Annotated in this window: 19 protein-coding genes, 1 pseudogene and 1 riboswitch; of the genes and pseudogenes, 10 read left to right on the top strand and 10 right to left on the bottom strand. The window is 63.2% G+C overall.

Going from position 1 to position 18,417, the window contains the following annotated elements:
* Positions 1 to 45: 45 nt before the first annotated feature.
* From ACYHH6_RS06925 to xylA, 4 genes and pseudogenes are all read right to left on the bottom strand, one after another.
* Entirely contained in the window at positions 46 to 249 is a 204-nt protein-coding gene (locus tag ACYHH6_RS06925; protein WP_112565601.1) for a hypothetical protein, read from the bottom strand.
* A gap of 204 nt (positions 250 to 453) precedes the next feature.
* Positions 454 to 546, bottom strand: a pseudogene (locus ACYHH6_RS06920) (xylose isomerase); the annotation flags it as partial.
* Positions 547 to 617: 71 nt separating this feature from the next.
* Complete coding sequence (locus tag ACYHH6_RS06915) at positions 618 to 1,376, bottom strand: SDR family NAD(P)-dependent oxidoreductase (RefSeq protein ID WP_352582368.1); 759 nt, start codon at positions 1,374 to 1,376, stop codon at positions 618 to 620.
* A 143-nt stretch (positions 1,377 to 1,519) separates the two neighbouring features.
* Positions 1,520 to 2,845 (bottom strand): xylose isomerase, encoded by a 1,326-nt coding sequence (xylA, locus tag ACYHH6_RS06910; protein ID WP_192249359.1) that lies wholly within the window; start codon positions 2,843 to 2,845, stop codon positions 1,520 to 1,522.
* 113 nt (positions 2,846 to 2,958) lie between these two features.
* Here xylA and ACYHH6_RS06905 point away from each other — a divergent pair, with 113 nt between their 5' ends.
* Positions 2,959 to 3,321 carry a nuclear transport factor 2 family protein gene (locus tag ACYHH6_RS06905; protein WP_352582370.1) on the top strand — a complete coding sequence of 121 codons (363 nt, stop codon included), beginning with the start codon at positions 2,959 to 2,961 and terminating at the stop codon, positions 3,319 to 3,321.
* A gap of 32 nt (positions 3,322 to 3,353) precedes the next feature.
* Here the strand turns inward: ACYHH6_RS06905 and xylB are convergent, their stop codons facing one another.
* From xylB to ACYHH6_RS06890, 3 genes are all read right to left on the bottom strand, one after another.
* The gene (gene xylB / locus ACYHH6_RS06900; protein ID WP_352582371.1) at positions 3,354 to 4,808 is read right to left on the bottom strand and encodes a xylulokinase; all 1,455 of its coding nucleotides are present in this window, start codon (positions 4,806 to 4,808) and stop codon (positions 3,354 to 3,356) included.
* A gap of 82 nt (positions 4,809 to 4,890) precedes the next feature.
* Positions 4,891 to 6,213 carry a tetratricopeptide repeat protein gene (locus ACYHH6_RS06895; RefSeq protein ID WP_352582373.1) on the bottom strand — a complete coding sequence of 441 codons (1,323 nt, stop codon included), beginning with the start codon at positions 6,211 to 6,213 and terminating at the stop codon, positions 4,891 to 4,893.
* A gap of 25 nt (positions 6,214 to 6,238) precedes the next feature.
* Complete coding sequence (locus ACYHH6_RS06890) at positions 6,239 to 6,862, bottom strand: LysE family translocator (RefSeq protein ID WP_352582374.1); 624 nt, start codon at positions 6,860 to 6,862, stop codon at positions 6,239 to 6,241.
* A gap of 227 nt (positions 6,863 to 7,089) precedes the next feature.
* Here ACYHH6_RS06890 and ACYHH6_RS06885 point away from each other — a divergent pair, with 227 nt between their 5' ends.
* The 6 genes from ACYHH6_RS06885 (at position 7,090) to ACYHH6_RS06860 (ending at position 13,095) form a co-directional block, all read left to right on the top strand.
* Positions 7,090 to 7,857: a L,D-transpeptidase gene (locus ACYHH6_RS06885; protein ID WP_352582376.1), complete on the top strand. Its 768-nt coding sequence runs from the start codon at positions 7,090 to 7,092 to the stop codon at positions 7,855 to 7,857.
* 99 nt (positions 7,858 to 7,956) lie between these two features.
* Entirely contained in the window at positions 7,957 to 9,123 is a 1,167-nt protein-coding gene (locus ACYHH6_RS06880; protein WP_112565578.1) for a diphosphate--fructose-6-phosphate 1-phosphotransferase, read from the top strand.
* Positions 9,123 to 9,872, top strand: a complete 750-nt coding sequence (locus tag ACYHH6_RS06875; RefSeq protein ID WP_352582378.1) for an MBL fold metallo-hydrolase — start codon at positions 9,123 to 9,125, stop codon at positions 9,870 to 9,872. Before ACYHH6_RS06880 ends, ACYHH6_RS06875 begins: the two co-directional genes overlap by 1 nt.
* A gap of 226 nt (positions 9,873 to 10,098) precedes the next feature.
* Positions 10,099 to 11,625 carry a DegQ family serine endoprotease gene (locus ACYHH6_RS06870; RefSeq protein ID WP_352582380.1) on the top strand — a complete coding sequence of 509 codons (1,527 nt, stop codon included), beginning with the start codon at positions 10,099 to 10,101 and terminating at the stop codon, positions 11,623 to 11,625.
* 121 nt (positions 11,626 to 11,746) lie between these two features.
* Positions 11,747 to 12,358: a molybdopterin-dependent oxidoreductase gene (locus ACYHH6_RS06865; protein ID WP_352582382.1), complete on the top strand. Its 612-nt coding sequence runs from the start codon at positions 11,747 to 11,749 to the stop codon at positions 12,356 to 12,358.
* The gene (locus tag ACYHH6_RS06860) at positions 12,355 to 13,095 is read left to right on the top strand and encodes an FAD-binding oxidoreductase (protein WP_352582384.1); all 741 of its coding nucleotides are present in this window, start codon (positions 12,355 to 12,357) and stop codon (positions 13,093 to 13,095) included. The genes ACYHH6_RS06865 and ACYHH6_RS06860 overlap by 4 nt, the downstream gene beginning before the upstream one ends.
* A 14-nt stretch (positions 13,096 to 13,109) precedes the next feature.
* Here the strand turns inward: ACYHH6_RS06860 and ACYHH6_RS06855 are convergent, their stop codons facing one another.
* Positions 13,110 to 14,210, bottom strand: a complete 1,101-nt coding sequence (locus tag ACYHH6_RS06855) for an FAD-binding oxidoreductase (RefSeq protein ID WP_352582386.1) — start codon at positions 14,208 to 14,210, stop codon at positions 13,110 to 13,112.
* Positions 14,211 to 14,247: 37 nt separating this feature from the next.
* On the bottom strand, positions 14,248 to 15,495 hold the full coding sequence (locus ACYHH6_RS06850) for an aromatic ring-hydroxylating oxygenase subunit alpha (RefSeq protein ID WP_352582388.1): 1,248 nt from the start codon (positions 15,493 to 15,495) through the stop codon (positions 14,248 to 14,250).
* A gap of 117 nt (positions 15,496 to 15,612) precedes the next feature.
* A riboswitch (cobalamin riboswitch) is annotated at positions 15,613 to 15,814 on the bottom strand.
* Between the two features lie 503 nt (positions 15,815 to 16,317).
* Between ACYHH6_RS06850 and ACYHH6_RS06845 the strand changes: the two genes are divergently transcribed.
* The 3 genes from ACYHH6_RS06845 (at position 16,318) to ACYHH6_RS06835 (ending at position 17,168) form a co-directional block, all read left to right on the top strand.
* Positions 16,318 to 16,521, top strand: coding sequence for a DUF680 domain-containing protein (locus ACYHH6_RS06845; protein WP_112565560.1), 204 nt, complete (start codon positions 16,318 to 16,320; stop codon positions 16,519 to 16,521).
* An 80-nt stretch (positions 16,522 to 16,601) separates the two neighbouring features.
* A complete protein-coding gene (locus ACYHH6_RS06840) occupies positions 16,602 to 16,805 on the top strand; it encodes a DUF680 domain-containing protein (protein ID WP_352582390.1) in 204 nt (67 codons plus the stop codon).
* A gap of 123 nt (positions 16,806 to 16,928) precedes the next feature.
* Positions 16,929 to 17,168 (top strand): DUF680 domain-containing protein, encoded by a 240-nt coding sequence (locus ACYHH6_RS06835; RefSeq protein WP_352582392.1) that lies wholly within the window; start codon positions 16,929 to 16,931, stop codon positions 17,166 to 17,168.
* A gap of 72 nt (positions 17,169 to 17,240) precedes the next feature.
* Here the strand turns inward: ACYHH6_RS06835 and ACYHH6_RS06830 are convergent, their stop codons facing one another.
* Entirely contained in the window at positions 17,241 to 18,353 is a 1,113-nt protein-coding gene (locus tag ACYHH6_RS06830; protein ID WP_352582394.1) for an ABC transporter ATP-binding protein, read from the bottom strand.
* Positions 18,354 to 18,417: the final 64 nt, after the last annotated feature.

Here is an 18,417-nt window from a genome sequence, read left to right as displayed (position 1 = left end):
GTGCGTCGCGGTTTTGGGATAACGACATGCACAAACAAAGAGAGATCAGGCTGCGTTCTGTCGATCGCTGCCGGCGTCCATCTGCGAGCGCATCTGCCTCGCCAGTCGGACTTCGAAACGGCTGCTGACAGCGCGATCCCATTCGTTTTTCACATTGTCGGTCGGCCGCGGCAGCGCCATCAGCCGGTCGATGATCGATCCGGCCTCGCCGGATGAGAGCAGGGCGTCGATTTCGCGTTCGTGCTGCATATCGGTTCGCCTCCTTCCTTTTCACCCGCCACAACGGCATCCTTATACGAGATACGTGACGGCAGTTTGAAGGCAAGAGCGAGGTCATTGAGGGGCGGTGCGAGGCAAAAGCTTGTCGGCGGATAGGGTCTTGCGCAAACCCCATTCCAGAGCGGCCGGGATGTTACCCTGCCGCCCTTGAGCACTACGAATCGGCTTTCCGCCTCAGACGTAGCGGTTGACGACGTTCTCCAGATACGCTTGGCGGCCGGACTTTGGCTGCGGCTCGATCTTCTTCTTGAAGACGCGCTCGGCGAATGCGTTGGCGATGCTATTTCCAATGCTTTCCGTAACCCGCGACCGATCGTGAACGACCGGTCGTTTCGGATTCAGCCCTTGCGCTCCTGAAGGCTGTTGCCGCCGTCGACCACCATCAGGGCGCCGTTGACGTAGCTCGCGCCTTCCGATGCCAGGAACACCACCGCTGCGGCAACCTCGTCCGGTCGTCCGGCCCGCGCCGGTGGCGTGTGCAGGGCAGCTTGCCGCTCCATTGCGCTCGACGAGCCCGTTTCGATCCAGCCGGGGGCCACGGCATTGGCCGTGATGCCGCTTTTTGCCACTTCGAGCGCCAGCGTGCGCGTCAGGCCGACCATGCCGGCCTTGGCGGCGGAATAGGCTGATGTGCCTTCGAAAGACACCAGCGGCCCGGTAACCGACGCCACATTGACGATGCGCCCATAGCCTGCCTCTACCATCGCCGGCAAAAACGCGCGGGTGACCAGGAATACGGTCTTCAGGCTGACGTCGATCCCTTGGTCCCAGTCGGCCTCGGTCATGGCGAGAAACGCCTTATCGGCCGAGGGCGATGCCAGCGAGCCCATGCCGGCATTGTTGACTAGGATGTCGACAGCGCCGACATCAGCCCGTAGCCGCGCGACTTCGGCTGCGATGGTGAGATCCGCGACTGCGGCTTTGGCATTTATGCCTTCGGCGCAAAGCTCGGCGGCGCGATCGAGTACACGCGCGCTGGCACCGTTCAGGAAAACGGCATGACCGGCAAGGCCGAGCTGCCGCGCAATGGCAATGCCGATGCCGTCAGCAGCACCCGCCCCGGTGATCAGCGCACGCTTGGGGGTAGAAGAAGGCATGGTCAAATCAGACTCCGCTGGGTGCGCCCTCGCGGTCTTACCACACACTTTGGCGACCGTGCTGCGGGAACGGCTGACTGGCAGAGGTCAGCCGCCGCGGCTTTTCGGCCACGCGCGGCTTATGTCAGCCAAGGTACCAGGTCTCAGACGTAGCGATTGACGATGTTCTCCAGCAGTTCCTGGCGGCCGGAGCGCGGCTGCGGTTCGATCTTCTTCTTGACCACGCGCTCGGCGATGTCCTCCAGCGTGCGCTTGCCCGACAGCATCGCCTTGGCCTCTGCCGTGTTCCAGCCGGCATAGCGTTCGGCGAGCGGACCCGACAGCGCCTTGTCCTCGACCATCTTCGCGGCTGCCTTCAGACCGCGTGCGCACGAATCCATGCCGCCAATATGGCCGATCAGCAGGTCCTGCGGATCGAGCGACTGGCGACGCAGCTTGGCGTCGAAATTGGTGCCGCCGGTCTTGAAGCCGCCGGCCTGCAGGACCTGGTAATAGGCCAGCGCCATTTCCGGCACATTGTTGGGGAACTGGTCGGTGTCCCAGCCCGACTGGTAGTCGTTGCGGTTCATGTCGATCGAACCGAAGACGCCCAGCGCATTGGCCAGCGCCAGCTCATGCTCGAAGGAATGGCCGGCGAGGATGGCGTGGCCCTGCTCGATGTTGAGTTTTACTTCCTTCTCCAGGCCGAAGCGCTTGAGGAAGCCATAGACCGTGGCGACGTCATAGTCGTACTGGTGCTTGGTCGGCTCCTGCGGCTTCGGCTCGATCAGGATCGTGCCCTTGAAGCCGATCTTGTGCTTGTAGTCGACGACCAGGCTGAGGAAGCGTCCGGCCTGCTCCTGCTCGCGGGCAAGGTCGGTGTTGAGCAGCGTCTCATAGCCCTCTCGCCCGCCCCACAGCACATAGTTTTCGCCTTTAAGCCGCTTGGTGACGTCGATGCAGCTCTTCACCGTCGCCGCCGCATAGGCAAAGACATCCGGATCTGGATTGGTGGCGGCGCCCGACATGAAGCGGCGGTTGGAGAACAGGTTCGCCGTGCCCCAGAGCAGCTTGACGCCGGTCTTCTTCATCTTGGCCGCAAAATAGTCGGCGATCTCGTCAAGCCGCGCGGCACTTTCGGAGAAATCCTTGCCCTCGGGGCGGACGTCGGCGTCGTGGAAGCAGAAATAGGGCGCGCCAAGCAGCGAGAACATCTCGAAGGCGACGTCTGCCTTCAGCTTGGCCAGTTCCATCGTGTCGATGCCGCCCGCCTTGGGGAACCAGGGACGGTCGAAGGTCTGGCCGCCGAAGGGATCGCCGCCCGGCCAGGCGAAGGAATGCCAGTAGGCGACCGCGAAGCGCAGATGGTCTTCCAGCCGCTTGCCGGCGACGACCTCATCCGGGTTGTAGAAGCGGTAGGCCAGCGGATTGGTCGAATCCGGCCCCTCATACTTGATTGCTTTGATGTCGCCGAAAAATCCGCTGCTCATGATTTCTGTCCTCTCTCGAATAGTTCGCCCTGATTACCTCAGGCGTAATTGGTTTCGTTCTGCCAAGGGGTGAAAAGGCTGGTGTCAAAGCCACTCAACGAAGGAGACAGACCATGACCGACCTCAACACGATCGCTCAAAACTACATCACCGCCTGGAACGAGGCCGATGCGGATCGCCGCACCGAACTGCTCAAGGCGACCTTCACCGAAGATGTCAGCTACCGCGATCCGCTGATGCACGGCGAGGGCCATGCGGGTGTGGCCGCGCTCATCGATGGCGTGCAGCAGCGTTTTGCCGGCTTCCGGTTTTCGCTGAAGGGCAGGCCGGACGGGTTTGGCGACACGATCCGCTTCTCGTGGAATCTTGGGCCGGAGGGTGTGCCGTCGGTTATCGAAGGTACTGATATCGGTGTCATCGAGAATGGGCGGCTCAAGAGCGTCACCGGCTTCCTCGACAAGGTGCCGGCTCAGTGAGTTGCCAAGCTGCGGCGTGGGCGAGAAACCGCTCACGCCGTGGCGCCCTTGATCGCGGGATACAATGCCCGATAGCGCTGATAGGCATCTGCGTACGCCCCACTAAGCCCAGCATCCGGCTCAATGGTGGCATCCGTCTTCGGCGCCGTGCATACCGCCAGCGGATCCGCCCCCGTCGCGGCAATCAGCCCGAGCCGGGCCGCACCAAATGCGGCGCCGAAATCGCCATCTGCCGGGAGATCCACTGGCACCTGCAGCGCGGTGGCGATCGCCTTCAGCCAGTAGCGCGAGCGCGAGCCGCCGCCGATCGCCGTCACCCGCGTCAACGTCGTACCCGCCGTCTTCAAGGCTTCGAGACTGTCACGGAAGGCAAAGGCAACGCCTTCAAGCACCGCTTGCGTCAGCACCGCACGGCTGGATTCATGCGCCAGCCCGGTGAAGGACCCACGGATGGCGGAATCATTGTAGGGCGTGCGCTCACCCGAGAGGTAAGGCAGAAACGATACACCGCTCGGCGCCTTCAGCGCCTCGCCGAGTTCGGCGGTCAATTCGCCGGCCTTCTTCCCCGATACCTCCGACAGCCAGTTCAGCGAATCCGTCGCCGACAGGATGACGCCCATCTGGTGCCAGGTGTTGGGCAGCGCGTGACAGAAAGTGTGGACCGCACTGGCCGGGTTCGGCAGGTAGGAGGCATTGGCAGCAAACAGCACGCCGGACGTGCCCAGCGAAACGAAGGCATGGCCGGCGCCGACCGTGCCCATGCCGCAGGCCGAAGCCGCATTGTCGCCGGCGCCACCGGCAATCGGGATGCCAGCCTGGACGCCCCATTTGGAGGCGAGGTCGGCGCGCAAGGCGCCAGCCTTTTCAGTGCCTTCGACCAGCGATGGCATCTGCTTCTCGTCGAGCGAGGTGGCGGCAAGCAGTTCCGGCGACCAGCGCCGCTTGCCGACGTCGAGCCATGAGGTGCCAGCCGAGTCGGACATTTCCGACATATGCTCGCCGGTCAGCCAGAATCGCAGGAAATCCTTGGGCAGCAGCACCTTCGCCACCTTGGCGAAGACAGCCGGCTCGTTATTCTTCACCCAGGCGAGTTTTGGCGCGGTGAAGCCGGGGAAGACGATGTTGCCGGTCAGCTTGCGGAAGCGTGGGTCGGCATCGAGCGTGGCCGCCTCGGCATGGCTGCGCGTATCGTTCCACAATATGCAGGGGCGCAGCACCTGGTCGCCGGCGTCGAGCAAGGTTGCGCCGTGCATGTGGCCGGAAAGGCCGATGCCTTTGACGGCGGCAAGCTCTTTCGGATGCGCTGATTTCAGCTCGGCAATAGCGGTCTCGCAGGCTCGGACCCAGTCGGCCGGATTCTGCTCGGACCAGCCGGGATGTGGCCGCGATACGTCAAGTGAAGCATGGCCGGAGCCGATGACGGTTTGCCCGGCATCGATCAACAGCGCCTTGACGCCCGACGTACCGAGATCGAGGCCGAGATACATGCATTCCTCCCACTGCCATTAATTTTTTCGGGCCTCGAAAAAATCTGGCTTGGCCAGTTTTTAAAACAAGATCCGCTGCGGGTCAATTCTCTGACAAATTGGCGGCCCGTCGAGAAAACAGCGCCGACAGCGGGCTGTCCGGCCGAGCCAGCTGACGCTCAGCCGTCAGCGCCCGTGCCAATGCTGTGTCGCCGGCGCGCAACGCCGCCTCGATCAGCGTCAGGTCGATCACGTCGCGCTGGGCATGGCTGCCGCCGAAGCGATGAGCAATCGAGCGAATCGGCCGGATCAGGCGCACCGCCTCGGCGTAATTGCCCTCGCCAAAAGCCTTGATGGCCAATGTCAACGGATGGCCGACATCCCTGGTGAAGGCACCGTTGTCGTCGCTGCCGCGCATCGCCTCGCGCTGTGCCTCGAGCAAGGTCTTGGCTGACGCCTCGAGCCCGGCGCCGACGAAGGCCATCATGGCATGGGCGTCGTTGAAGGCGTAATTGCCGGCACCGACCTTGGGCCAGTTGGCGGCGAGCGCTATCCAGCGGTCGCCGACATCGACGCCGCCGAGATAAAGCCGCCACAGGATCGCCGAGGCATCGACCATATTGAGCGCCATCGTCGACGGCGAGCCGTAGATCGGCCCGTCATACAGGGCCAACACCTCTTCGGTCTCGCCGAGATCGTAGTGGAACAGCGCCAGGTGCCACCAGTTATGCACCTGCAGGAAACTCTCTTTCGTCCACGCCTCGGGATTGGCGCGCATCCAGGCGATGCCGTCCCTTTGCCGGCTTTGCATTTCCATGACATGGGCGACAGCATGCTGCGCCCAGCCGTCGCGCGGCTCGATATCGACAGCCTGCCGGCCCAGCCTCTCGGCGCGTGCATAATCGCCCATTTCCTCCAGTCCAAAGGCCTGCATGCCGAGAATGGCATGATAGCCTGGCATATTCCCTTGCCAGGACGGCAGGGCGCGGCCGATGCGATCGCGCAGCATGCGGGCGTTGCCCGTGAAGAAGTCGACCTGGTGTCCGGTCTGCAGCGCCACCGCGTCGAGCGGGAAGTCGATGGCGATATCTTCAAGCAAGCGCGAGGCCTCGTGCCAGCGGCCGGCGGCGAGATGGCCAAGGGCAGCGACATGCGCCCGCTCACGCGCGGTCGCGGCAAGCGGCAGCGCCGTTTCGTGGCATGCCTTGGCCAGCGCAGTTGCCTCGCGCTCGGTGGCGAGGCCGAACAGATAGCCCTTGAACACATGCGCCATGACGAAGCCCGGGTCGGCCGCAATGGCGCGATCGACAGAAGCGACGGGGTCGCCAATGAAGCATTGCAATTCACGGACAGCCTGACTGTAGGGCAAAAATCCCGTCTCGGTCGCGCCCGAAAATGTCAGGCCGAATGTATCCTTCACTGCCATGCCGGCCCTTGATGCTCCGCGGATCCTAGTTACCTGAACGCATTGCCACGGTAGCTATCCCCGCGCCGACCAGCAGCGTGCCGCCGGTGCGATTGAAGATGCGGATCGCCTTGGGGTTGCGCACGACGTTGCGGGCGCGTGCCGCAATCAGCGCGTAGCCGAAGGCATTGGCGAAGGCGAGCGCCAAGAAGGTGGTCTCGAAGATCAGCATCTGCGGCCAGAAATCGGCCTCGCGGTTGAGGAACTGCGGCAGGAAGGCAACGAAGAAGGTGATGCTTTTCGGGTTGAGCGCGGTGACCAGCCAGGCATGCGCCATCATCTTGGCCGCCGACGCGGCGTCGGTGCGCGGTTCGGCTTTCAGCGCGCCGCCGGCGCGAAACAGTTTTATGCCGAGATAGATCAGATAGCAGGCGCCGATCAGCTTCAGGATGGTGAACACAGTCGCCGATGCGGCCAGCAGGGCGCCGATGCCGAGCATCGACAATGTCATGGCGGTGAAGTCGCCCAGCGCCACGCCGACCGCCATCGGCAAGGCGGTGCGCCAGCCCTGGCCCAGCGCATAGGACACGACCAGGAGAATGGTCGGGCCGGGAATGACCAGCAGGACGGTGGAGGCGGCGGCGAAGGCGGCCCAGTTTTCGAACGACATCTTTGTCTCCTTGAGCGCAAAGAAAAGGATAAATCCTCGGGTGCGCGGGAATGTAAAGAGCCATCTCAAAAAATGCGCGGCGTGCCGTTTCGCGCAGCGACGTAGGCATACAGGGTATAGGGTTAAGGCAAGCCTGAAGACCTTCACCCTTTTTCAACCATGTTTGGCGAAACTGCGTGCTATCCGGCCGGACCGTGTTTCCCGCCGACAGCGTAGGGTTTGGGTGCATGCGTGAGTTGCCGCAGAATCTGACGCCGCCTGCAAATGGCGACGCAATCGAAACCGAACGTCTTTATTCCCGCCGCTTCGTCCTGTCGGGCGCCGGCGCCATCGCGCTGCTCGGCATGGCCGGCTGCAGCACCTCGACGCTCGAACTGCCGCAGCTGCAGCTGGACGATACGGTCACCGGCTCGGTGCGGCCGATCCGCCCGGCGATCAGTGTCGACAAGAACATCACCGGCCCCGACGTCATGTACGCCGCACTCACCGATGGTGGCTTCGAGGTGCCGGCCGTGCCCTATCAGAAGGTCAAGCCGGAGTTCCGCCGGCAGATTGTCGTCAATGAGACCGGCGAGGCGCCCGGCACCATTGTCGTCCATCTGCAGGAGCGCAAGCTCTACCTCGTGCAGGAGGGCGGCGACGCCATCCGCTACGGCGTCGGCATCGGCAAGGACGGCTTCCGCTGGTCCGGCCGCGCCAACATTCAGTACGGCAAGGAATGGCCGGTATGGACGCCGCCGCCGGAAATGATCCAGCGCAAGCCGGAACTGGTGAAGTGGCAAAATGGCCAGCCCGGTGGCCTCACCAATCCGCTCGGTGCGCGTGCCCTCTACATCTACCAGGATGGCAAGGACACCGGCTATCGCATCCACGGCTCGCCCGAATGGGCGAGCATTGGCCAGGCGATGTCGTCGGGCTGCGTCCGCCTGATCAACCAGGACATCATCGACCTCTACAGCCGCGTTTCCAAGAAGAACCCGGTCGTCGTCGTCTGATCCTTCTGCGGCGGTTTGGCGCCACTCGAAACTCTCGTTGCGCGATGCGGCAAGCTAGGCCAAGGTGCCTGAAAACCATCGCGCCGGGAGACATCAAGCATGGCTGGAACGTTTGTCATCGCACAGGGTGGCGGCCCGACTGCCGTCATCAACCAGACGGTCGTCGGCGCCACGCTGGAAATCCGCAAGCGCCATCCCGGCGCCAAGGTGCTGGGCTCCATCCATGGCGTGCGCGGCATTCGTGACGGCAACTATGTCGACCTGTCGGCCATCCCCGAGGATCGGCTGCGGCTGATCGCCGGAACGCCGAGTGCCGCCCTCGGCTCGACGCGCGACAAGCCGGATGCCGCCTATTGCGAGGTCATCCTCAATGGCCTGAAGAAGGCGGGTGCCGACGCCTTCATCTACATCGGCGGCAACGACACGTCGGGCACGCAGCAGATCCTGACCGACGCCGCCGGCGGCAGCATCGCATTCGTGCATGCGCCAAAAACCATCGACAACGATCTCGAGGAGAACGACCACACGCCGGGCTTCATCTCGGCGGCCGAATTCGTTGCCGGCGCCTTCCTGTCCGTCGATCTCGATTTCCGCGCGCTGCCCGGCATCTATGTCGGCATCGTCATGGGCCGGCATGCCGGCTTCCTCACCGCAGCCGCCGCCGCATGGCAGCTCGATCCCGACAGCGGCCCGCATCTCGTCTACGTGCCGGAACGGCCATTCTCGGCTGCCGGCTTCATCGATGATGTGCGCGCCTCGCTCGACCGCCACAAGCGCTGCATCGTCGCCGTCTCCGAAGGCGTCAGCACCGCCGACGGCAAGGCGCTGGTCGAGAGCCTGGTGCCGCCGGATAAGCTCGAGCGCGACGCCCATGGCAACGTCAAGCTGTCGGGCAGCGACCTGCCGGCCGCCCTCGAGCGGGCTCTCGCCGAAGGCCTGCCGGGCAAGCGTGCCCGCGTCGATGCGCTCGGCTACATGCCGCGCGGCTATATCGGGGCGATCAGCGCCGTCGACGCGCAGGAGGCCTTCGACGCCGGCGCCTTCGCGGTTGCCGTTGCCGGGGAAGGCGGCGGCTCGGTGGCGCTGCAGTATGACGGCACGAAGACCGTGCTGAAGAAGGTGCCGCTCAAAAACGTCGCCGGCAAGACGCGCCATATGCCAGACGATTTCATGAAGCCCGACGTCAACCAGCTGTCGGAAGCCGGCATGGCCTATTTGAAGCGGCTGGTGCCGGAAAAATACAAGGTCGGAAAGCCCTTCGTCTGATGGGTGACCGTTTTGGCGGCGAGCGTGTCGTCGGTGACTGGTTCGGCAAGACCGTCATCGACGCCAGCACAACGATGCTGACCGAACCGTTCGTGCATGATTTCGTGCGCGCGAACATCTGGCATTTTAGGGGACGCGATGCCGACCTGCTGGTCGACACCGGCATGGGCATCTGCCCACTGGCGCCTGAGATCGATACGCCGCAGGGCAAGCCGCTCATCGCTGTGGCCACCCACATCCATCTCGACCATGTCGGCTCGCTGCACGAGTTTCCGCTGCGGGCCGGGCCGCGGCACAGCGCCGAACATTTCGAGACCATGAACGAGCAGGTGACCTACGCCTACATGTTCACCAATCTCGACGGCGCCGTGTCGAAATTGCCGATGCCAGGCTGGACGGCGGCCGACTACAAGATCCCGCCGGCGCCGCTGACGCGCACTCTGGACGAAGGCGACATCGTCGACCTTGGCGACCGGCAATTCCGCGTGCTGCATTTGCCCGGCCATTCTCCGGATTCGATCGCGCTCTTCGACGAGGCGGACGGCCTGTTCTTTGCCGGCGACGCCATCTACGATTCCATGCTGATCGACGACCTGCCGGACTCCTCCAAACCCGACTATCGTCGCACCATGCAGCGGCTGCTCGACCTGCCTGTCCGCCTCGGCCATGGCGGCCACGGGCCGAGCTTCGACGGCAATCGAATGCGCGAGATCGCTGCCGCTTATCTCAGACGCACAGAAGGCCGTTGAGGGTGGCTTGCCCGCCGTCTAACGAAAATGTGAGTGGAAATTAAATCTTCGTAAGGTGGCGCAAGAACCCTAAATCGGGCCGATCCCTACCCTAGATGCACGGCTGTCGATCCGGCCGGCTGCCATGCCAGGCGAGACGGGCAACCGCGACCGCCGACACGCCGATGGCCGATTCTCTCCCGGAACGGCCACGGCGCCGGATCATTTCTCGCCCGGACAAACGACCATGTCAGACATAATTCGCAGACATCGCGTCGCGGCCTTGCTGGGCGCTGCGCTGATCGTCAGTCCCTTCGTCGCGTCTTTCGCCCAAAGCGCTGGCTCCGCCGTGGCCACCACCCAGACCCCTGTCGCCGGAATAACGGCCCCCAACGGCTCCTTCGCCCCAATCGTGGCCGTCGATAAACCTGCGGTGGTGACGGTCACCACCGTCATGAAGGCGCAGCCGCAAGACATGAGCGAGGAACAATCTTTCGGCGGCAATTCGCCCTTCGACGACTACTTCCGCCAGTTCTTCGGCGACCAGGGCATCCCGATGCCGAAGACGCCGCCACAGCAGGCGCAGCGTGCCGAGGCGCTTGGTTCCGGCTTCATCGTCGACGCCGACGGCACTATCGTCACCAACAACCACGTCATTGACGGCGCCACTTCGATCAAGGTGACGCTCGACGACGGCACCGAACTTCCCGCGAAGCTAGTCGGCCACGACGCCAAGAACGACCTCGCCGTGCTCAAGATCAAGGCCGACAAGCCGCTGCCGACGGTCAAATGGGGCGATTCCGACAAGCTCATGCCGGGCGATCAGGTGCTCGCCATCGGCAATCCGTTCGGCATCGGCACCACCGTCACCGCCGGCATCGTCTCGGCGCGCGGCCGCGATCTCAACAGCGGACCCTTCGACGATTTCATCCAGATCGACGCCCCGATCAACCACGGCAATTCTGGCGGCCCGCTGGTCGATGTCGCCGGCAATGTCGTCGGCATCAACACGGCGATCTATTCGCCCAATGGCGGCAGTGTCGGCGTCGGCTTCGCCATCCCGTCGGACCAGGCACAAAAGGTCGTCGCCAAGCTGATGAAGGGTGGGAACATCCAGTACGGCTATCTCGGGGTCCAGATCCAGCCGGTGACGCCGGATGTAGCGGGTGCGGTCGGCCTCGACCATCCCGGCGGCGCGCTGGTCTCCGAGGTCACCGAGGGATCGCCGGCGGCAAAGGCGGGCATCAAGACCGGCGATGTCATCACCAGCTTTGCCGGCGAAGCGATCAAGGATCCCAAGGACCTGTCGCGCGCTGTCGCCGACGTCTCGCCCGGCGCGAAGGAAACGCTCGAAGTCTGGCGCGGCGGCAAGACGGTGCAAATATCAGCCGATGTCGGCCGCAACAATGACGATGTAAAGACCGCGTCGACCGAGGGCGATAACACCAAGCCTTCGGCCGGCCAGGCGCTGCACGTGCCTTCGCTCGGACTCGGCCTGACCGACCTTACGCCTGATATCCGCGAGGAGCTGAACCTGGCGTCCAACCAACGCGGCGCCGTGGTCGAGCGCGTCAATCCGGACAAGGCGGCCGCCAATGCCGGCCTGCAGCCGGGCGATGTCATTGTCGCCGTCGACCAGTCTCCGGTGCGCAACGCAAGACAGGCCAACCAGGCGATCGCCGAGGCGGGCAAGTCGGGCCGGAAGTCGGTGCTGTTTCTGGTCGATCGCGGCGACGCGCAGATCTTCGTCGCGGTGCCCTTCGCCGCCGGCTGAGGCACGATGCGGCAGGCTCGCCGGAACCGCCGGCAAGCCTGCCGCACGGCGCCGCCAAAATTCCTGTTGCCCGCCGGGACGTCTTCGAGAACACTGCGGCACACAGCAAACGGATCGTCCGATGGTCACTCGCGGTTTTTCTTCCGGTCGAAAGCCTCCAACCGAGACCGATGCGCGCATCCCGCCCGGACAATATCTCGAACAGGGTTTTCCGGTGCTGTCGGCGGGACCGACGCCGCGGGTGCGCACCGAGGAGTGGTCGTTCACGCTCAAGCACGGCCCACGCCCGATCAAGAAATGGAACTGGGCCGAGTTCAACGCGCTGCCGCTGACCAAGATGACGCGCGACATCCACTGCGTCACCGCCTGGACCAAGTTCGACACCGCCTGGCAAGGCGTGCTGGTCGACGACATTCTTGCCGATGCCGGCATAGAAGCGCCGACCGGCTTCCTGCTGGCGCATGGCTATGACGGCTACACCACCAACGTGCCGGCCAAGGACCTCACCACCGGCAAGGCGATGGTGGCGTTGCTCTATGAAGGCAAGCCGATCACGGCCGACCATGGCGGCCCGGCGCGGCTTTTGGTGCCACATCTCTATTTCTGGAAATCGGCCAAATGGCTGAACGGGCTGCAATTCACCGAACGCGACGAGCCGGGTTTCTGGGAATTGCGCGGTTATCACATCTATGGCGACCCATGGCGCGAACAGCGCTATAGCGGCGATCCATGAGCGAAGCGCCGCAATCTCCCTGGCAGACGGCGAAAATCACCCGGATCGAAAAGCGCACGTCGCGCGTCACCAGTTTCTTCTTCGCGCTGTCGCGGCCTTTTGCCTATCGCGCCGGACAGCATGTGGACATCCGGCTGACGGCGCCTGACGGCTACCAGGCGCGCCGCTCCTATTCCATCGCCTCGGCACCGGAGGGCGGCGCCACGATCGAACTGGCGATCGAAAAACTCGACGATGGCGAGGTCTCGCCCTTCTTCCACGAGGTCGCTTCGATCGGCGATGAGATCGAGCTGCGCGGGCCGCTTGGCGGGCATTTCGTCTGGTCGGACAGCGATGGCGGGCCGCTGCTTCTGGTCGGCGGCGGCTCCGGCGTGGTGCCGCTGATGGCGATGGTGCGCCACCGGGCCTTGCGCAAATCGGCGGTGCCGGTCGCGCTGATGTTTTCGGTGCGGGTCTGGGACGAGGTGATCTTTCGCGACGAGCTGATCGGCCTCGACGACCGCCGCGACGGTTTCGAACTGGTGCTGACGCTGACGCGCGAGGCGGCACAGCGTCCGTCCGACTATTCAAGGCGCATCGACACGGCAATGGTCATGCAGGCGCTGGCGCGGCTGCCGCAACCGCCGGCGCTGGCCTTCGTCTGCGGCTCGAATGCCTTCGTCTCGGCCGCCGCCCAGGCGCTGATCGACACCGGCATGTCAGCCGACATCATCCGCACCGAGCGCTACGGCGTCTGAGCGGGCGCCGCCGCTCAGGCCTCGATTTCGAGCGCCGACAGTGGTTTCGAGCAGCAAGCAAGAATGAAGCCGTCATCGATCTCGTGGTCGAGGATGCCGCCATTGTGGCTCATCTCGACATCGCCGGAGACCTTCTTCACCTTGCAGGTGCCGCACAGGCCGAACTCGCAGGCGGCTGGTATCCGCACGCCCGAGCTGCGCGCCGTCTGCAACACGGTCTGGCCGGCGACGCAGTCGGCGTCGACCTCCGAAAGCGAGAAGCGGATCGGCGTCACGGCCTCGACAGGAGCAGGAGTGCCGTCTTCGGTGGGTGAGGCAAACGGCGCCGGGATTTCCTCCACCGCAGGTGTGGCAAAACTCTCCTGATGATATTTCGTCATGTCGAAGCCGGCGGCATCCAGCATGCCACGCACGGCGCGCATGAACGGATCTGGGCCGCAGCAGAAGATCTCGCGTTCGCGGAAATCGGGCGCCAGCAGCGGCAGCCGGATCGCGTCGATGCGGCCCATATGGCCGTACCAGCCTTCGCGGCTCGAGCGTTCCTCGATCATGAAGCCGAGCGACAGGCCAGGCATATGGCCGCCGAGCAGTTCGAGCTCCTTGCGGAAGATGATCTCTTCCGCACGCCGCGCGCAGTTGACGAAGCCGACATCTGTCCATGGCGTGCAGTCGTTCAGCCAGCGCAGCATCGACATCATCGGCGTCACGCCGGAGCCCGCAGAGATGAACAGATATTTGGCCGCCGGGTGGCTGTGCAACGAAAAGTCGCCGGCCGGTCCGTAGGCCTTGACGTGCGAGCCGGGCACCAGATGGTCGAACATCCAGCGTGTGCCGATGCTGCCGGCCTGCGCCTTGACCGTCACCGCAATCGAAAACGGCCGCGACGGCGAGGACGACAGCGTATAGGTGCGCATCAGCGGCCCGTCCGGTGTCGGCAGCTCCAGCGTCACGAACTGGCCCGGCTTGTAGCGGAACCAGGTCTGGTTGTCGGAGCGGAAGGTGAAGGTCTTGACGTCCGGCGCCTCGTCGCTGACGCCGATCACTTCCAGCACCTGCAGCCTGTCGTTCCACGGCGCCATCTGGTCGAGATGGCGATAGAGGCCAAGATCCGTCATCGCATTCATCCTCTGGTCCTTCTTCGCCTGCTTGCGCTCACGCGACGCTGCGCAGCGCCGGCCGACCGCCTTCGGCAAGGCGGGGACCGATGAAGGCTGCGTACCATTCGACGAACTGGATCACGCCGCCCTCGTGCAGCTCCGAATAGGGGCCCGGCTCATAGGCGGGAGACAGGATGCCGAAGGCATTTTCCTCGACGATGCGACGGTCCTGGTCGTTGGTCTCGGTCCAGACATGCGTGAGCTCTTCAAGGTTGTAGTCGACACCCTCGACCGCATCCTTGTGCACCAGCCACTTGGTCGTCACCGCGGTTTCAGTGGCGCTGATCGGCAGCACCCGGAAGGTGACCGCATGGTCGATCAGGATGTGGTTCCAGGTCGTCGGATAGTGGTAGTGCATCAAGGTGCCGATGCGATCGGCGGCAACGCTGTCGGAAAGGTTCTTCGTCACCGCGCGCTTTCCCGTCATCGTATAGCTGACGGCATCGCGCAGCAGCGGCGCGCGGGTGGCGCGATACTGTCCGGCCGGATCGATGCGGAACTTGCTCGGCAGGCCCGCAGCCTCGCATTTTGCCCAGTGCGCCAGCATCTCCGGATCGCTGTCGGCGCCCTGCACGCCGGTCACCGTCGGCGCTTCTGGAAATGTCTTGCACAGCTCCGGATGGTTGCCGGCGCAGTGATAGCACTCGCGGTTGTTTTCCCAGACCAGCTTCCAGTTGCCCTTCTCGATGATCGTCGACTCGAAGGCGACCTTGGCTTCGCTCAGCCGGTGCGGCTTGAGGTAGGGCTCGATCATGGCGCGCATCGGCGCGAAGTCTGCAGGTTCTTTCGCCAGGCAGATGAAGATGTAGCCGGCCACACTTTCGCAGGCGACCGGCTTCAGGCCGAACTGGCTCTTGTCGAAACCCTCGGCCATCTGGCGGGCAAACAGCAGTCGGCCATCGAGTTCGTAGGTCCACTGGTGATAGGGGCAGACGAGCTTTGCCGCCGTGCCTTTCTCGGTGTTGCAGACCCGGCTGCCGCGATGGCGGCAGGAATTGTGAAAGGCGTTGATGTTGCCCTTCTGGTCGCGGACCAGCACCACCGGATAGTCGCCGATCTGCACGGTGATATAACTGCCGGGCTTCGGCAGCTCGCAATCATGGCCGATGAACAGCCAGTCGCGATACCAGATCAGCTCCATGTCGAGCTTGAAGTAGTCCGGGTCGGTGTAGAAGGGCTGCTCGAGCGAAAAGCCTTGCTTGCGGCCGTTCAAGAGCCTCAGCATGTCGTTGCGTGCATCCATAGTTCTGTCCTCGTGGTTTAAGGACTGAACTTGGTGGTGATGGAGGAAGGATCGGCCGCATGCCGGCGCGATGCCGGACATGCACTATCCACCTCTTGACCGCCCACCGCGATCAGTCGAGTTCAAGCATCTCGGGCTGGTTTCCGGGCTCTGGAGTTGTCCTTGCGGACCATCGCGACACCTTCCCAGGCTATTGCCCAGTGGTCTCCCGTTGCGACTTCAACTCCACCACCGTTGCGGGGGCAGCGCCGGATTCTGACCGGCTTCCCAATTCTCCGCTGCGTCGTCACGAAGCGGCACCTGAGATGCGATCATCTAATCACGGCAGCGATCGCGACATCGGCATGAAAGCGACATCGTCTCCATGCGGCGCGACACGCACGACAAACGCGGCGGCAGACGATCGTGGGGCTGACGGTGTTGTTTTCGGGGCGGATCGCGGCCCTCGCAAAATCACCTCGAATCAGACTGCCGACTAAGGGAAAACACGTCAACAGTATCGAAAAGTGACTATTAGCAGTTTCTAAAATCGAACCGAACGGTTCGTTTCTGTTGACAATGCGTGCAGGACGGTGTGAACGCTGACGCCCGGACACACTCGGTGAGCCAGACGGCATGGTCACATAAGCCTTTGTATTATTTACACAAAGTTAGATGATAGGCATGCTTATGAAAATTACAAGAGGTGAAATCATGGCCCAGCCGGAACAACTTCGTGATTGGAAACCAGCCTATGGCTTTCCCACATCGGGGCTTGTCCGAACGACGCGAATTGCTCCCACCACACGCCGCTAGACGGACAGCAAAACTGGAGTACTAAAAATGAAAAAGATCATCCTTACTGCCGCCGCCGTTTTGGCCATCACCGGCAGCGCCTTCGCTGGTAGCGACAATTATGGTTCCAATGGTGCGAACCAGCCCGCTGCCGCGGTTGACAGCTCGTATACGGCTTCCATTCAGAAGTCGGCGCCCGCTGACAAGCAGCCCGTCGTTCAGGGCAGCGACCGCAACCTCTTCGGCCGTTAACAGCTGATCCCGATCCAAACAAAAGCGTGGCGGCCTGTCCGCTGCTCTTGGGATCTCGAAGAAATTCAGGAGTATTTAAAATGAAAAAGATCATCCTTACTGCCGCCGCCGTTTTGGCCATCACCGGCAGCGCCTTCGCCGCCAGTGACAACTATGGTTCGAACGGCGCCAACCAGCCTGCGGTTACGTCGACCGATAGTGGCCACACGGCTTCGGTTGCGAAGTCGGATTCGGCTGCTCAGGCCCCCGCACAGGGCGCCGACCGTAACCTCTTCGGTCGCTAACAGACGATCGGGATCTGACCTCAGAGTTTTTCGGACAACGATCCCAGTCGAACATCGAACAAGCCGGAGAGCGGCGGGACTATCGGCCGCTCCGCCACATGATGGAAATTCAGGAGACTTGACATGAAGAAGATTGCTCTTGCTGCCGCTGCGCTTTTGGTTGCCGCCGGCAGTGCTTATGCCCGCAACGACAATGTCGGCGGTAGCGCCGTCGACAACCAGGCGACCGTCAACGTAGACAACACCCGGACGTCGTCGGTACCGAACACCGGTTCGCCGGTCTACAAGCTGTTGAACTCGTCGGGTGACGTGCAGAAGCCCGCCCCGCAAGGCAGCGACCGGAACCTCTTCGGCAACCGCTAACAGCCGAAGTTTGCAAAAAAGAGCGGCGGGCCTAGCCCGCCGCTCTTTTTATGCCGATACGACGCGCCGATCTCAGGCCGCCTTCACTTCCACGGGCTTGAGCGAGAAGGAATGTCCCTCGGCGTCAAATATGTGCAGGTCGCCGGCATCCGCAGTCAGCCGCAGCTTCGCCCCGCGCTTGACCTCGACATTGCCGGGCAGCTTGGTCACCAGCGGCAGGTCGGCGCGGCCGATGTCGACATAGACCAGCTGGACCTCGCCGAGCTGCTCGACATAGTCCACCACGCCTTCGAAAAGATACTCAGTGCCGGTGGCGGCCGACAGATCTTCCGGCCGCACGCCGAAGCTGACCGCCGCGCCCTTGGCGGACGCCGGCGTCGCAATCGGCACCGTCGCCTTGCGGCCGCCGACATGGCTGACGATGGTCGGATCGCCGGTCTTGTCGATTGTCGCCGGCAAGATATTCATGGCCGGCGAGCCGATGAACTGGGCGACGAACAGATTGCCGGGCTTCTTGTAGAGGTCCATCGGCGTGCCGACCTGTTCGATATGGCCGTCCTTCAGCACCACGATGCGGTCGGCCAGCGTCATCGCCTCGACCTGATCATGGGTGACGTAGATCATCGTTGTAGCCGGCATCGATTCCTTGAGCTTGGCGATCTCGATGCGGGTGGCGACGCGCAGCGCCGCGTCGAGGTTCGACAGCGGCTCGTCGAACAGAAACACTTTCGGATTGCGCACGATGGCGCGGCCGATGGCGACGCGCTGGCGCTGGCCGCCCGACATCGCCTTGGGCAGACGGTCGAGATATTTGGTCAGCTGCAGGATCTCGGCTGCCTGCCGTACCCGTTTGTCGATCTCGGCCTTGCTTTCCTTGCCGATCTTCATCGAGAACGCCATGTTGTCGTAGACGGTCATGTGCGGATAGAGCGCGTAGGACTGGAACACCATGGCGATGCCGCGCTTCGAAGGCGGCACATCGTTCACCACCTCGCCGGCGATCTTCAGCTCGCCGGAGGTGATCTCCTCAAGCCCGGCGATGGACCGCAGCAAGGTCGACTTGCCGCAGCCCGACGGACCGACGAAGACGATGAACTCGCCCGACTTTATGTCGAGGTCGATGCCATGGAGAATGTGCAGATTACCGTATGATTTCTTCACCTGTCTCAGCGTGACATCGGCCATGATTTCCTCCCAGTGATTTCCCTAGAGAACCCAGATTTCCTCAAGAAATTCCGTTTCGTCAAAA

The sequence above is a fragment of the Mesorhizobium sp. P171375 genome (assembly GCF_057786075.1).
Note: the sequence above shows the minus strand (reverse complement) of the source record. Positions and strands in the feature narration are given on the sequence as shown.

What these genes read in the sequence shown, in the direction of transcription:
- ACYHH6_RS06925 (WP_112565601.1), bottom strand. Translation starts at nt 249, where the DNA reads ATGCAGCACGAACGCGAAATCGACGCCCTGCTCTCATCCGGCGAGGCC.
- ACYHH6_RS06915 (WP_352582368.1), bottom strand. Translation starts at nt 1,376, where the DNA reads ATGCCTTCTTCTACCCCCAAGCGTGCGCTGATCACCGGGGCGGGTGCT.
- xylA (WP_192249359.1), bottom strand. Translation starts at nt 2,845, where the DNA reads ATGAGCAGCGGATTTTTCGGCGACATCAAAGCAATCAAGTATGAGGGG.
- ACYHH6_RS06905 (WP_352582370.1), top strand. Translation starts at nt 2,959, where the DNA reads ATGACCGACCTCAACACGATCGCTCAAAACTACATCACCGCCTGGAAC.
- xylB (WP_352582371.1), bottom strand. Translation starts at nt 4,808, where the DNA reads ATGTATCTCGGCCTCGATCTCGGTACGTCGGGCGTCAAGGCGCTGTTG.
- ACYHH6_RS06895 (WP_352582373.1), bottom strand. Translation starts at nt 6,213, where the DNA reads ATGGCAGTGAAGGATACATTCGGCCTGACATTTTCGGGCGCGACCGAG.
- ACYHH6_RS06890 (WP_352582374.1), bottom strand. Translation starts at nt 6,862, where the DNA reads ATGTCGTTCGAAAACTGGGCCGCCTTCGCCGCCGCCTCCACCGTCCTG.
- ACYHH6_RS06885 (WP_352582376.1), top strand. Translation starts at nt 7,090, where the DNA reads ATGCGTGAGTTGCCGCAGAATCTGACGCCGCCTGCAAATGGCGACGCA.
- ACYHH6_RS06880 (WP_112565578.1), top strand. Translation starts at nt 7,957, where the DNA reads ATGGCTGGAACGTTTGTCATCGCACAGGGTGGCGGCCCGACTGCCGTC.
- ACYHH6_RS06875 (WP_352582378.1), top strand. Translation starts at nt 9,123, where the DNA reads ATGGGTGACCGTTTTGGCGGCGAGCGTGTCGTCGGTGACTGGTTCGGC.
- ACYHH6_RS06870 (WP_352582380.1), top strand. Translation starts at nt 10,099, where the DNA reads ATGTCAGACATAATTCGCAGACATCGCGTCGCGGCCTTGCTGGGCGCT.
- ACYHH6_RS06865 (WP_352582382.1), top strand. Translation starts at nt 11,747, where the DNA reads ATGGTCACTCGCGGTTTTTCTTCCGGTCGAAAGCCTCCAACCGAGACC.
- ACYHH6_RS06860 (WP_352582384.1), top strand. Translation starts at nt 12,355, where the DNA reads ATGAGCGAAGCGCCGCAATCTCCCTGGCAGACGGCGAAAATCACCCGG.
- ACYHH6_RS06855 (WP_352582386.1), bottom strand. Translation starts at nt 14,210, where the DNA reads ATGACGGATCTTGGCCTCTATCGCCATCTCGACCAGATGGCGCCGTGG.
- ACYHH6_RS06850 (WP_352582388.1), bottom strand. Translation starts at nt 15,495, where the DNA reads ATGGATGCACGCAACGACATGCTGAGGCTCTTGAACGGCCGCAAGCAA.
- ACYHH6_RS06845 (WP_112565560.1), top strand. Translation starts at nt 16,318, where the DNA reads ATGAAAAAGATCATCCTTACTGCCGCCGCCGTTTTGGCCATCACCGGC.
- ACYHH6_RS06840 (WP_352582390.1), top strand. Translation starts at nt 16,602, where the DNA reads ATGAAAAAGATCATCCTTACTGCCGCCGCCGTTTTGGCCATCACCGGC.
- ACYHH6_RS06835 (WP_352582392.1), top strand. Translation starts at nt 16,929, where the DNA reads ATGAAGAAGATTGCTCTTGCTGCCGCTGCGCTTTTGGTTGCCGCCGGC.
- ACYHH6_RS06830 (WP_352582394.1), bottom strand. Translation starts at nt 18,353, where the DNA reads ATGGCCGATGTCACGCTGAGACAGGTGAAGAAATCATACGGTAATCTG.